A 12,903-nucleotide genomic window follows, 5' to 3' on the forward strand; every position below is an offset into this window, starting at 1 on the left:
AGTTTCTGATGTCTTCTAGGATTAAAGTGCACTATCTCCCTCCTTATTCGCCGAATTTGAATCCTATTGAACGCTTGTGGAAGATCTTAAAGGAAAAGAAGGTATACAATCGATATTACGAAACGTCGGTGACTTTTTTTCAGGCAATTAGAGGATTCTTCTTAGAAGAGATACCGAAAATAACAGATATTTTGAAATGTAGGATAAACGACAAGTTTCAAGTCGTTGACTTAAATCCCATTAAGCTAGCCGTTTGAATCGGCACTAGTATATATGCTTATTGCAATATTTATTATTTAATTGTATAATATAGCATTAAATGAGGTATGTTTATGATTATTAATAATATTAACAATAGTTCGGGTCCATCTATAAATCAAAAAGAAACAAATAAGCAACAATCCTCTTTAGCTTACAAAACTTGTCTTTTTGTTTTAAAAACTTTATGCCTTGTAAAGATATTCAAATTTATTTTTTCTATAAAAATTATACCAGCAGGCTCAATTGGAAGCTTTAGCGGGTCTGCTTATTGCATTTATACAAAACAACTCTTCTCAAATTCTGCTTCTACTATAGCTTCTTTGCTTAGGGGTAGAAAAACCATTTTTCTAGGTCTAGCCAAAGAGCTCATGCAATCTATTCGACAGCCAATTGCTCAAAATCAATTTAGTGCATGCAATGCAATTGCCTGTCAAAATACTATGGAATCTTTTGAATGGAAAAAAACACTTATTCAATCAGCTGATCATAACATTGTTTTATCTGGTAATTATTGTGGAGGGAAAGCATTTGATGAACTCTTATCAATAGTAAAAGATCAATTAGAAAAGAAATCTCAATTAAAAGTAGTTATTCTATCTTCGGATAAATTCATTGATCCATCTAATCGTGAAAAAATTAGTTATCTTATGGCTTCTTATTCCGATAGATTCCAATTAGTAGAGAGTCCTGATATATGGACGATTGGTGAAAAAGTAAAGCTTTCAACCAATCATTCTAAAATCCTGTCTATTGACTATGGTAAATATTTTATACTAGGAGGAAGCGGAATAGAGGATAAATATGCTTATGATGATGGTCTAAATGATAAAGCAGCTTTTTTTACTCCGCATAAAACAGGATTGCTTCATAAAATTTTACCTCGCAGCTTTCGCGATCAAGATTTTGTCTTTTATGATGAAAAAGGATATGAAGGAGTTGGAGGTAGAGTTCATATAGAGGCAATTCAATTGGCTTATGCATGGATGCATTATAATAAGAGTCAAGAACAGGGCAGCGTAACTGAAAAGATTCTTCTAGATCAAGCAATAAATCGATCCTCACCTATTGTTCATACAAGGATTGAGCAATTTCATCAAAATTTGAATATGAATAAAGATGTAAACACAAAAGTCTTATTCACTGGACCAGAGAACACTAACAATGTTTTCGAACAAGAATTAATTATGCAATTTGATCGAGCAACTTCGCGCATTGTGATTGATCATATGTATTTTCACCCCTCTCAAGCAATATTCGATGCTTTGGTTAATGCAGCAAATCGCGGAATACCTGTTAATCTTATTACCAATGGATATGACAAGAATAGTCCAATGGGTCATAAAGCTTTTGGTCCTCGTAACCGATTTAATTATATTGCATTTAAAAATGCAGTGCATAAAGAATATCAAGAACATATTAATATTTATGAATTCAAAGTACACAAAACCACTCTGCATAAAAAAGTGATTATCGTAGACGATACCATAATTGCAGGAAGCAGTAACTTTGGTTACAAAAGCTTAGGTCCAAATTCTGATCATGAAATCAATTTTATTGCAAAAAGCGCTTTATTTGCAGAACAAACTTTAGAAGCTATTAAAGTAGATTATCAAGAAAATCACTCTAAACCAGTTTCCAAGGTAACAAGGCTGACCATCCCCGAGTTTGTACGTACCATTATTCACTCTTTATCCGCTTTTCTAGTTGGTTAAGAGCTTTCTTCTATTTTATTCCAATCAGTGTGAAAAAATTGCCCACGCGGTTTGTCAGTTCTCTCATAGGTATGTGCCCCAAAGAAGTCTCTTTGCGTCTGAATGAGATTAGCTGGAAGATATCCACTGCGATACCCATCAAAAAATGCAAGCGCTGAACTAAAACAAGGAATAGGAATTCCAGCTTGTACAGCGGTAATGATTACTTTACGCCAAGAAACCTCGGCATTGATAATTGCTTTTTTAAAAAAGGCATCAAAAAGCAAGCTTGGTAGATCTGCATTTATATCGTAAGCTTTTTTAATATCATTTAAAAATCCACTTCTAATAATACATCCAGCTCGCCAAATAAGTGCTATGGATCCGTAATTAAGATCCCATTTCATCTCTTTAGCAGCAGCTCGCATCAGCATAAAACCTTGCGTATAACTGATAATCTTAGAGGCATATAAGGCTTGTTTTATATCTAAAACTAACTGCTTTTTTGTACCGGTATAAGAATTGGTAACTTGAGGAAAGAATTTCTGGGCCTGCAATCGCTCTTCTTTTAAAGAAGATAAGCATCTTGCATAAACAGCTTCTGTGATTAAGCTCACAGGGACTCCTAAATCTAAAGCACTAACACCTGTCCATTTCCCCGTACCTTTTTGATTTGCTACATCTAGGATATGGTCTAATAGCAGGGTTCCATCTTGCTCTTTTTGCAAAAAGATTTTAGCTGTGATTTCAATTAAGAAGCTATTCAAGTAGCCTAGATTCCATTCTGCAAAAATATCATGTAGTTGCTTTGGATCATTACTAACAAATGTCTTTAGCAAAAAATAAGCTTCTGCAATCAGTTGCATATCCCCATATTCAATCCCGTTATGCACCATTTTCACATAATGACCGGCTCCTCCTTCCCCAATCCATTCACAACAGGGAAGGCCATCTTCCTTTGCCTTTGCAGAAATATTCTGAAAAATTTGTTTAAGGATGGGCCATGCTTGCTTGTTACCGCCTGGCATAATCGAAGGTCCAAACCTTGCCCCTTTTTCTCCTCCAGAAATTCCTGCTCCAATGAATAGAATTCCCTTCTTTTGCAAAAAATCGGTTCTTCTCTTTGTATCTGGATAGTGACTATTGCCTCCATCGATGATAATATCGCCCTGTTCTAGAAGAGGTAGACATTCATCGATTAGGTCGTCAACGGGACTACCTGCTTTAACCATGAATAATAATTTACGCGGCTTTTTCAAACTAGAGATCAGCTCTTTTAAAGAATATGTTCCTATGATTTGGGTTTCTTGTTTAAGACCTGATAAAAATTCTGTTACTTTTGTAGTGGTGCGATTAAATACAGCAATCCTATAGCTACGATCAATCATATTCAACACAAGATTTTGTCCCATGACAGCTAATCCTATTAACCCTAAATCAGCTTTAGCCATTATTACTCCTTAAGAGTTCTCTATTCATGTAAGCTTTTTAGTATACAGAATGGATGACAATTATTCAATCTTCAGACAGACTACTCTTTTGTCCTCGTAGCTCAGGAGGATAGAGCGGCCGCCTCCTAAGCGGCAGGTCGTGCGTTCAAATCGCGCCGAGGACATTTGTTCATCTTAAAATATTTATCTATCCCTTGCGCAACTCCCAAGGCGATTTGATCAAGATACGTCTTTTGTCTTATTTTCTGTCTTTCTTGAATGTTGGTAATAAAGCCCCCTTCAACAAGCACAGCTGGCATAGTGGTTTCTCGAATAACATGAAAATTACCTGCTTTAATCCCTCTTGAATTAGCCTCTGTTTGGTCAATTAGTCTAGTTAAGACACAATTAGCAAGTTGTTGGGAAGCTCTATTACGAGGAAGGAGTTTTGACGAATAATAATAAACCTCTATTCCTTTTGCTTGTCTATTTTTCGAAGAGTTAAAGTGGATACTTACAAAAATATCTCCCTTAACCTGACTTGCAATTTCAACGCGCCGAACTAAAGGGATAAAAATATCCTTAGAACGAGTCATTATTACACGATAACCCAATCCCTCTAAATGCCTTTTTGTCAGTAAAGCAGTAATGATATTCACTCTCTTCTCTAAAAAGTTGCCAAAGCTGGCCCCACTATCTTTTCCACCATGCCCAGCATCTAATATAACAAGGGGCTTCACACATCCTGCTACTGTTGCATGGGATTCGTCCGGTAAAAATAAAAAAGAAAAAATAAACCCTACGCAAATCTTCCAGCGTATAAACCTAAATCTCTTCATATAACTCCTTATCTTAATTGAAAACTGCAGTTTCACACGCTAGCTTAGCAACTAAACGATCATCAAATACTACAGATTGTTGAGAAAAGACCTGACAGGTTTCATGTCCTTTCCCTGCAATTAATACAATATCTTTAGAAGAGCCTTTTTCTATTGCAGAAAAAATGGCTTCTTTCCGATTTAAAAACGTCAATATAGCATTGGGATTTTTACACCCTTTTAAAATATCATTTATAATTCCTTGAGGATCTTCTTGTCTAGGATTGTCTGTAGTTACAATTACAACATCTGCTAATTTTTCTGCAATACTGCCCATTTTAGCTCTTTTTTGACGGTCTCGATTGCCCCCACATCCAAACACCACGATTAATTTAGCCTGCTTTATCTCTTTAAGAGCAGATAATACACATTCGAGAGCGTTTTCCGTATGGGCATAATCTACAAAAATGTAAAGACCTCTTGAATTAGCTACTTTTTCTAAACGCCCTGGCACTTGATTAAATGATTTTAGGGCATATATAATTTTTTTCAAACAGTATCCGTGAGACAAGCCAACTCCTACTGCAGCAAGAAGATTATACAGATTATGTTTACCAATTAAACGAGAGACCAGTTTTATCTTTTCTCCTTGGTAGTGAATGAAACATTCTATGCCCTCTGGAGTTAACTTTATTTGATGTGCATATAGGTCTGCTCTAGAATCCATACCGTAAGTGAGTAGATGCGCCCTGGTATTTTTCATAATTTCTTCTGCATAAACACTATCTAGGTTGATAACGGCTGTTTTTGGCCCTTTATGCGCTAAGGGATTGAGTTGTGAAAATAGTGTAAGCTTAGCTTGTAAATAGTTTTGTATAAACATGTGGTAATCTAGGTGATCCTGGTCAAGATTTGTAAACACAGCCACATCAAATTCAATCTCCTTTACCCGACCTTGATCTAAAGCATGTGAAGACACCTCCATCACACAACTTTTACATTTAGCAAGAGTCATGTCATTAAAGAGTTTGAAATTAGTTAAGACATCAGGTGTAGTGTGGGTTGCAGGGAAATGGTGCTTTCCAATAATCCACTCGATAGAGCCGATCAATCCACATAAACTGCCGAGCTTATCCAAAATATGTTTAACAATACAAGCTGTTGTTGTCTTACCATTTGTACCTGTAATACCTACTAGAAATAGCCTTTCATCAGCAAGATGATAATACTCTTTTGCAAGTAGTGCCTCTATTGCATTCACATCAGGGTGGATGATTTGCACTACATCAGATAGAAAAGGATTATATAAATCGGTTAAAACAGCGGTAGCTCCAGCAGCTATTGCTTCTGAAATAAATTCTGCTCCATTAAGGGACAAACCTTTTTTAGCAATAAATAGATTACCAGGCGCTACTAATTTAGAGTTTGCACAAATTCCTGTAATCTCTAGGTCTTTTACACCTTTATATGTTTTTATTTTTAGGCGCTTAAGAAGATTTTTTAATTTTATCCGTTCCATTTTTTATATAATTCCAGTAAAGTTCGACTCTCTTTTAGCCAATCCCCTTTTTCTTTATCATATCGAGGATCTTGAGGGGAATACCCATGGGGATCGTCTGGAGGTATACCAAGATATTCTAATGTGCGCAGTCCAATTTCTCTAAAAGCAGGAGCTGCACATCTACCTCCGTGCTGGTTTCTTCCTACTCCGGGAATATATTTGTATTCAGGCTCATCAATCACAACCAAAAGCACAAAGCGAGGAGAAGAAACAGGAGCAAATCCAATAAAAGAAGAAATATGATTCTTTTTGGAATACACCCCACTTACAATTTTTTCAGAAGTTGATGATTTTCCCACTTCGGTATATCCATAAATATCCGCTTTAGCAGCGGAGCCTCCTGGTTTTGTCACATATTTTAGAGCTTTTAAAACATGTTCTATAATCTCTTGTTCTAATAACCTAGGGAACCCTTTTACTCTTTCCTGAGTTGTATTGTCAAAAAGAACTTCTTCTAAACCTTCTTTTTTTTTTCGAGTAATTTTACGTACTAAGGTAGGTTTTACATCTTTTCCTCCATTAGCCAAAATAGCATATGCTCGTAGCATTTGTAGGCTATTCGCAGTAATATTATGACCAAAAGCCATGGAATAAGGTGTAGGAACAGACCAGTATGTTTTTCCATTTTTCGATTTCTTTCCAGGTACAGGTAGAAACCCTGTACTCTCAGAAGGAAGTTCAATCCCCGTTTTTAGACCAAAGCCAAAAATATCTTGTAGAGCATCCCTATACCACTTCTCTCCAAGCTCTGTAATGATCCTTTCCACTAAAATAGCCATATAAATATTTGAAGACTTTTGTAGTGCCATATACATATTCAAATAAGAATGGGAGCGTACATCGCGAATAGGTTTTTTTTTGCGTCCAGGAAAGGTTTTTCCTATAATTTTGATTTTTTCCTCTGGCGCAAATAAAGCGGGTTTACCTTGTCTTTGCAGCTCCAAATTGGCTTTAAGAGCTAGTGCTACTGTTAATGGCTTCATCGTTGAACCAGGTTCAAAAGGATCTGTAATAGCTTTTACCTTTGTATGTTCTATCAGATTTTCATCATTAAAATACTTTTGACAATCTCGTGGATCAAACCACGGATACTGAGCTAAGGTCCAAATTTCCCCCGTATGCGGTTCCATTAAAACAGCCCATCCACTCTTTGCATTAGCAAGTTTTACAGCCTTATAAATTTCTTCTTCTGCTAAAGCTTGCAAATGGTGGTTAATTGTTAAATGTATATCCGCTCCATTTTCTGGTTCTGCAATGACCTCTGCTGTCTCTAAAGAATGACGAGGGGAGCGTAAAATATAACGCTTTCCCTCTTTACCTTGTAAAATGGTGTTAAAAAATAACTCCATGCCACCAGTTGGTATGCTTTTCTGACTTTTTTGATCTTTTTCTTGTCTGACCGTATGTAAAACTTGGCCTAGTAATTTTCCAAAAGGATAAGAGCGTTGATAATCTTGAATAAAAAAGAGTGCATTTTGGGCAATTTTATGTGTTTTAGCAAAAGCAAACCACCATTCTTGAAGTATATTTTTTTGTTTTTGACTCAGCCACATAGCAAGCTTTCGCGAACGAGTATTGAGATTCAAGTATGCCTGGAGCTTTTCAGCTTCTGCCTTATTTAAAAGACAAATATCAGCAATTTTATCTGTGATTTCTTTTCGATGAGAACTAGGAATGGATTTAGGATCAGCATACAAATGGAATTTTAAAATATCGATGACAAAAGTTTGAGGGTTCTCTGGATGTCCTTTTTTTAAAGCTGTATTAGAATAAAATACGCCTCTTTTACATGGCTCTGTAATCAGTAATTGATGTTGAGTGCGGGCCATTTTTTCCCATTTTTTTCCCTCAATAATTTGCAGATGAAAAAATCGAAGAATAAGTATAGAAAATAAGAGAAAAAGTCCTCCAAAAACCCATACTAGGCGCTTATAAGCTACTAGCCAAGGCGAGGGATTGTTATCCAACATTATTGCTTAGCCCCAATCGCAAGATTCCATTTAAGAGTAGGAAGGCTCTTCTCTTTTTCTAGAGGAGATTTTGGCAAGATAACAGTTTCAGAAACGGTAAAGACTTCTTGCAGTGTTGGATATTTTAAATGACTAAACTCGCTGCAGCGCGCTAACTGCATAAGATGTTCAGGGCTCTCAAAAAGATCAATTTCATATTTTAAGCGATTATTTTGTTCTTTTAGTTTATTGAGCTCAGATGAGAGTATAGGAATTTCTAACCGCAGTCGCGTCACTGCATTTTGTGTATTTACATAAGAGCAAAGACAACATCCAAAAACCCCTATACAGCAAGCTAATTGAATGAATGCTCTCTTTAACATGATTACTTGATCCCTATATTTTCTCCACTACACGCATTTTTGCACTTCGAGCTCTAGGATTTACACGCATCTCTTTTTGAGTAGGAACTACTGGTTTTTTCGTCATTACATGCAAAACAGGCTCACAAACACGAGACTTAGAACGATCCGATGCTTGTCTAAAAATATGCTTTACGATACGATCTTCCAAACTATGAAAGCTAATAACACCCATGATACCGCCAGAGGAAAGATATTGGATTGCTTTGGTAATTCCTTCGGTGATTCCTTCCAACTCGTGATTTACACACATACGCAGAGCCTGAAAAATCAGGGTTGCAGGATGCAATTTACCTTTCAAAAGCGTCTTCAAAGAAGAGGAAATGGTATCAGCCAACTGAGTTGTGGTTTTAATGACTCTCTTGCGTCTTTCCTCCACAATTGCCCTAGCAGCTTTTTTCCAACGCGGTTCCTCACCCAGGCGAAATAACTCACCTAATTGTTTTTCTGTCCAATGATTTACAATTTCCATGGCAGTAAGAGAAGATGAAGGATCCATTCTCATATCAAGAGGCCCCTCCTCTGAAAAACTAAAACCTTTACGCCCTTTGTCTAGTTGCATAGAAGACACTCCTAGGTCAAAAAAAAACCATCCACACGTTGAATGTTTCTTTGGTTTAAATACTGATTAAGGCTTGCAAAATTCCCTTGAATAAGGTCCACCTTACCTTTCCAGGGCTCAAGCACTCTAGCTGCAATTTCAAGAGCTTCTGGGTCTTTATCACAACCGATAAATCTCTGAATCTCTGGATGCGCCTCTAAAATGGATTTTGCATGCCCTCCTGCTCCCAGCGTTCCATCAAAAAAAATAGATAGCTGTGAATTTTGAAAAAAGTGTAACATTTCCTCTACCAAAATCGAAACATGTTCTGTTTGCGGTCGATTATGCGTCATCCATTTCCTCTTCTGGTTTTTCGAGTAAAGCAAATGCTTCTTCTGTTAATTTAGCCAAATTCATATCAACGTCTTTACCGCTTAGTACCGTTTCAATCTGCGTGTCGTACTCTTTTTTTGGCCAAATTTCAATTTTGTTAAGAACTCCTGCGATTACAATTTCAGAGGTAATCCCTACTGCTTTTCTCAGCATTGATGGAGTATGCACTCTTCCGATTTTATCGCATGTGGTTTGGTACAGTGTGGAAAAAAACAACGTGAAAAATTTCTGATATTTGCCTAAGTGTGATTTTTCCTGGAATTTAGCTACAATTCTTTGGATATCGCTTTGACGGTAAATAGCTAAACACCCCCCTAATCCAAGACCTAGACTGAACTCTAATACACCATTTTCCACCAAACCAAAGCGCATCCTTTGAGGAAGCACAAATCTTCCTTTTTCATCAATTTTAGTTGCTATTGACCCACTAAAAAAGAACTTATGCATAGGGATACTGCCTATCATTCCCACATTTTCCCACAATCTATCACTAAAACATAAAGTTGGCAAGAATCTTAAGTAAATTTTAGTAAAAAACATTGTTCTAAAATGCTAATTGTTAATTATTAAAAAATAAATTATTATTAAAGGGAAATTGGTGGAAAAGAGATTTTTTCTATCCTAAAAGCACCGATCTATTGATAATTTAAACGCAACATGGCAAATCTCTTATAATAAGAGCATAAAACAACTTTAGGTAAACGGTTATGCCACCACGTACAATTGATAACTTAGGAATAGAGGTCTCAACTCGGTATGCAGAGGACTTAAGAGAGCTCGACCAAAAACTACTGGTCGAAGCTCGAGGCATTCAAGAACAGACTGAAATAGAAATCACCCATCCATTCTTTCTCACAGAGTTAGAAGTTCTGCTCGAGCCTCAAAAACAGCAAACATGGGCAACTTTCACTCCTCCTAAAGGATACTTTGAGCAAAAAAAACGATTTTTTATGTTTCAATTGATCCCTTCTTTAGGGTCGGAAGAAAAACATGAAACGCAAACGCAAAAGATTCTTTCTCTGAAAACCTTTTCGAGAAAAAAAAGAGGTAATCAACAACGGCAACAAGAACAAGAATCAAATCGTTCCGATCCTGAAAAAGAATATCATGAGAAAGAAAAAAAAATACTCGTTTCTGTTTTACAAACCATTATGCATTTAGACAAAGAAATTCAAGAAATCAATGCTCGAAGAGGGCAATATCACAAAGGCTAAATCACAACCATGAATCAAATTGATTGGATATCTATATTAGGATGGAGCGAAGAAGAGCTCTCCGATTTACGTTTTGTCGGCTATTCTTATATTAAACAAGGCAAATACGATATTGCGATTACTTTTTTTGAAGCGCTTACCACTTTATCTCCTTCTTCTCTTTACGACCTTCAAACTTTAGGTGCTTTATATCTACAGAAAAATAACAACCTAATGGCCTTAAATTATATTGAAAAGGCGCTTAAACTCGATCCACTTCACCAACCCACTTTACTTAATCGAGTAAAGGTTCTATTCGCTTTAGGTTACAAAAAACAAGCATTAGCTCAAGCTAAAGAACTTGAAAGAAGTCAAAATCCTGAAATGATAAACCAAGCTACAGCTCTTATCATGGCGTATAGCTAAATCACTTTGAAATCATTTTTTTAAATAAAAGAGTTTATCCTATTTTTTTTCCTTATCTTGCCTTTTTGAGACTTAACTATTTACCTCTTCGATCACGCAAAATCGAGCAAAAATCTATTGCCAGCTTTGTTCATCAATGTTAACTTGACGACATAAAAGATAGCTCAGAAGTATCTGTGGAAAGTTTGTTTATAAGTGCAATTAATTAGGAATCTATGTTGACAAAAACCCCGCAAGAAGCATGGTCGGAATTTTTAGAGACTGTTGAAAAACGATGTTCTCCTACAGAATTTCAGAATTGGTTTGCTCCAATTCGCTTACGAGAAGAGGTCTCTGAAGAACTCTGCCTTGAGGTGCCAAACATTTTTGTTCAAGAATATCTCATTAATAATTACAAAAAAGAACTCAGTTCTTTTCTATCAGTAAAAGCAACAGGTGAACTTAGTTTATCTTTTACCATTTCAGAGACAAAAAAAGCAGAGCCCTTACCACAAATCCCTTTAAACCAGCTAGCCTCTCCCTCTTCTCAACACGCCTTAGAGGTAAAGCTCAACCCCAATTATACATTTCAGCATTTCATTGAAGGGCCTTCGAATCAATTTGTAAAATCTGCTGCTGTAGGAATTGCCACTCGTCCTGGTAAATCTTACACCCTTATGTTCATTCATGGAGGAGTAGGCTTAGGTAAAACCCATATTTTGCATTCTATCGGTCATCAAGTAAGAGAAAGGCATAAAAAACTACGCGTTTATTGTATTACCACAGAAGCTTTCATTAATGACCTAGTTGATAACTTACGCAATAAGTCTTTAGATCGTATGAAACGATTCTATCGCTCTTTAGATGTTTTACTTGTAGATGATATTCAGTTTTTGCAAAATCGCCCTAATTTCGAAGAAGAGTTTTGTAATACTTTTGAGAGCTTAATCAATCAGGGTAAACAAATTGTAATTACTAGTGATAAACCTCCAGGACAACTCAAACTCTCCGAAAGGTTGATCGCAAGAATGGAATGGGGACTTGTAGCCAATGTAGGAATCCCCGATTTAGAAACACGGGTAGCAATCCTGCAACACAAAGCAGAACAAAAAGGATTTCGTCTTCCTCAATCAATTGCATTTTTTATTGCAGAGCACATTTATAACAATGTGCGCCAACTGGAAGGCGCTATCAACCGCCTAAATGCTTATTGTCGCTTGATGAAACTTGATATCACACAAGAAGTTGTAGAAAGCACTTTAGGTGAGTTATTTCAAACTTCTTCACATAAAAAGATCTCTGTAGATAACATTTTAAAAAGCGTAGCTACCATTTTTGGAGTGCGCATTAGCGATTTAAAAAGTTCTGTTCGTTCAAAAGATGTTTCCTTTCCAAGACAAGTTGCTATGTATCTTGCTAAAGAACTCATTAATGATTCTCTTATGCGACTTGCTTCTGCTTTTGGAGGCAAAACTCACTCTACTCTTTTACATGCCTGGAAAAAAATTGCAGGCCTTGTGAAAAAAGATGAAAGACTACGTCGTCAAATCGATATGGCTAGACGCAATTTAGAAGCTTAAAAGACTTGAAGTCTATGTGTGCTATTTTCCACCCTGTTAAACGTCAAAATTTTTCCCTTTTATAAAAGCCTATTTTGCAAGTGCTCTATCGTAGAAACCATATTGCACTACTCCATTTCTTTAAAATCCCCCACTTAAAACATTAGACCTCTTTCAAAACCCATTAACATAGCTCAAGATTATAAATGCCCGCAATTAGATTGAACCGAAGACCAAACCTTTTTCGTCTATTTCTATAACGATCAGCTAAAATTTTGAATGGCTTAAGCAGACCAATAGCATTTTCATTAATTACACGTTCTTTGGAAAGGAATTGATTATTTTTTTGTCTTGTTTTGTTAAAGGATTTTTCTTGCTTCTTCTTTTAGGCATTTGGGTTTTAGCATGAAGCTTTTTAAGTCCTAGATACCCTCCATCTGTTAGAGCCTGTTTAAAATCTTTTCAAAAGTGAGGATATTCTGGAGAAAGATTTACAAAGAGTGTGCAGGAAATATTAGAATATAGTGGTTCCGATTCAATCGTATAGAAAAATATTTTGTTTTGTGTTAAGCTATTGAGTATGAAAAATATGATTCCGAAAATAAAACTGGAAGTAGCCCTCGAGGCGGTAGCAAATCAAAACTTTCACAAGACCAAACAGAGTCTCTACTAAAACACCT

General features: G+C 36.2%; 11 protein-coding genes, 1 tRNA gene and 2 pseudogenes. 6 read left to right on the top strand and 8 right to left on the bottom strand.

The annotated features are described in order from the left end of the window. On the top strand, positions 1 to 257 hold a 257-nt coding region (locus RHOW815_RS09300; RefSeq protein WP_502757465.1), incomplete at its 5' end, for a transposase. Between the two features lie 75 nt (positions 258 to 332). Beyond that, the gene (locus tag RHOW815_RS03480) at positions 333 to 1,973 is read left to right on the top strand and encodes a phospholipase D-like domain-containing protein (RefSeq protein WP_215216963.1); all 1,641 of its coding nucleotides are present in this window, start codon (positions 333 to 335) and stop codon (positions 1,971 to 1,973) included. Here the strand turns inward: RHOW815_RS03480 and gnd are convergent. Next, on the bottom strand, positions 1,970 to 3,403 hold the full coding sequence (gene gnd, locus RHOW815_RS03485) for a decarboxylating NADP(+)-dependent phosphogluconate dehydrogenase (protein ID WP_215216964.1): 1,434 nt from the start codon (positions 3,401 to 3,403) through the stop codon (positions 1,970 to 1,972). The two genes, RHOW815_RS03480 and gnd, sit on opposite strands and share 4 nt — an antisense overlap. 90 nt (positions 3,404 to 3,493) lie before the next feature. Between gnd and RHOW815_RS03490 the strand changes: the two genes are divergently transcribed. Beyond that, a tRNA-Arg gene (locus RHOW815_RS03490) sits at positions 3,494 to 3,567 on the top strand. Here the strand turns inward: RHOW815_RS03490 and RHOW815_RS09010 are convergent. The 6 genes and pseudogenes from RHOW815_RS09010 to RHOW815_RS03520 all read right to left on the bottom strand — a co-directional run bounded on the left by RHOW815_RS09010 (position 3,529) and on the right by RHOW815_RS03520 (position 9,513). Further along, positions 3,529 to 4,221 carry an N-acetylmuramoyl-L-alanine amidase family protein gene (locus RHOW815_RS09010; RefSeq protein WP_215216971.1) on the bottom strand — a complete coding sequence of 231 codons (693 nt, stop codon included), beginning with the start codon at positions 4,219 to 4,221 and terminating at the stop codon, positions 3,529 to 3,531. The two genes, RHOW815_RS03490 and RHOW815_RS09010, sit on opposite strands and share 39 nt — an antisense overlap. A gap of 13 nt (positions 4,222 to 4,234) precedes the next feature. After that, on the bottom strand, positions 4,235 to 5,719 hold the full coding sequence (locus tag RHOW815_RS03500; RefSeq protein WP_245397507.1) for a UDP-N-acetylmuramoyl-L-alanyl-D-glutamate--2,6-diaminopimelate ligase: 1,485 nt from the start codon (positions 5,717 to 5,719) through the stop codon (positions 4,235 to 4,237). After that, complete coding sequence (locus RHOW815_RS03505; protein ID WP_215216965.1) at positions 5,707 to 7,731, bottom strand: peptidoglycan D,D-transpeptidase FtsI family protein; 2,025 nt, start codon at positions 7,729 to 7,731, stop codon at positions 5,707 to 5,709. Before RHOW815_RS03505 ends, RHOW815_RS03500 begins: the two co-directional genes overlap by 13 nt. Beyond that, positions 7,731 to 8,093: a hypothetical protein gene (locus RHOW815_RS03510; protein WP_215216966.1), complete on the bottom strand. Its 363-nt coding sequence runs from the start codon at positions 8,091 to 8,093 to the stop codon at positions 7,731 to 7,733. Before RHOW815_RS03510 ends, RHOW815_RS03505 begins: the two co-directional genes overlap by 1 nt. A gap of 13 nt (positions 8,094 to 8,106) precedes the next feature. Continuing rightward, a pseudogene (rsmH, locus tag RHOW815_RS09015) lies at positions 8,107 to 9,026 on the bottom strand (16S rRNA (cytosine(1402)-N(4))-methyltransferase RsmH). Then, positions 9,016 to 9,513: a division/cell wall cluster transcriptional repressor MraZ gene (locus RHOW815_RS03520; protein ID WP_215216967.1), complete on the bottom strand. Its 498-nt coding sequence runs from the start codon at positions 9,511 to 9,513 to the stop codon at positions 9,016 to 9,018. The pseudogene rsmH and the gene RHOW815_RS03520 overlap by 11 nt, the downstream one beginning before the upstream one ends. Before the next feature lie 260 nt (positions 9,514 to 9,773). Here RHOW815_RS03520 and RHOW815_RS03525 point away from each other — a divergent pair, with 260 nt between their 5' ends. The 3 genes from RHOW815_RS03525 (at position 9,774) to dnaA (ending at position 12,244) form a co-directional block, all read left to right on the top strand. Next, positions 9,774 to 10,280, top strand: a complete 507-nt coding sequence (locus tag RHOW815_RS03525; RefSeq protein WP_215216968.1) for a DUF5399 family protein — start codon at positions 9,774 to 9,776, stop codon at positions 10,278 to 10,280. Between the two features lie 9 nt (positions 10,281 to 10,289). Then, on the top strand, positions 10,290 to 10,685 hold the full coding sequence (locus RHOW815_RS03530; protein ID WP_215216969.1) for a tetratricopeptide repeat protein: 396 nt from the start codon (positions 10,290 to 10,292) through the stop codon (positions 10,683 to 10,685). A 215-nt stretch (positions 10,686 to 10,900) separates the two neighbouring features. Next, positions 10,901 to 12,244 (top strand): chromosomal replication initiator protein DnaA, encoded by a 1,344-nt coding sequence (dnaA, locus tag RHOW815_RS03535; protein WP_215216970.1) that lies wholly within the window; start codon positions 10,901 to 10,903, stop codon positions 12,242 to 12,244. A gap of 163 nt (positions 12,245 to 12,407) precedes the next feature. Here the strand turns inward: dnaA and RHOW815_RS03540 are convergent. Further along, positions 12,408 to 12,673: pseudogene (locus tag RHOW815_RS03540) on the bottom strand (transposase family protein); the annotation flags it as partial. Positions 12,674 to 12,903: the final 230 nt, after the last annotated feature.

The sequence above is a fragment of the Candidatus Rhabdochlamydia sp. W815 genome (assembly GCF_018642185.1).
Lineage (GTDB): Bacteria > Chlamydiota > Chlamydiia > Chlamydiales > Rhabdochlamydiaceae > Rhabdochlamydia > Rhabdochlamydia oedothoracis.

Coding starts and splice junctions, on each gene's coding strand:
- RHOW815_RS03480 (WP_215216963.1), top strand. CDS start 333: ATGATTATTAATAATATTAACAATAGTTCGGGTCCATCTATAAATCAA.
- gnd (WP_215216964.1), bottom strand. CDS start 3,403: ATGGCTAAAGCTGATTTAGGGTTAATAGGATTAGCTGTCATGGGACAA.
- RHOW815_RS09010 (WP_215216971.1), bottom strand. CDS start 4,221: ATGAAGAGATTTAGGTTTATACGCTGGAAGATTTGCGTAGGGTTTATT.
- RHOW815_RS03500 (WP_245397507.1), bottom strand. CDS start 5,719: ATGGAACGGATAAAATTAAAAAATCTTCTTAAGCGCCTAAAAATAAAA.
- RHOW815_RS03505 (WP_215216965.1), bottom strand. CDS start 7,731: ATGTTGGATAACAATCCCTCGCCTTGGCTAGTAGCTTATAAGCGCCTA.
- RHOW815_RS03510 (WP_215216966.1), bottom strand. CDS start 8,093: ATGTTAAAGAGAGCATTCATTCAATTAGCTTGCTGTATAGGGGTTTTT.
- RHOW815_RS03520 (WP_215216967.1), bottom strand. CDS start 9,513: ATGCATAAGTTCTTTTTTAGTGGGTCAATAGCAACTAAAATTGATGAA.
- RHOW815_RS03525 (WP_215216968.1), top strand. CDS start 9,774: ATGCCACCACGTACAATTGATAACTTAGGAATAGAGGTCTCAACTCGG.
- RHOW815_RS03530 (WP_215216969.1), top strand. CDS start 10,290: ATGAATCAAATTGATTGGATATCTATATTAGGATGGAGCGAAGAAGAG.
- dnaA (WP_215216970.1), top strand. CDS start 10,901: ATGTTGACAAAAACCCCGCAAGAAGCATGGTCGGAATTTTTAGAGACT.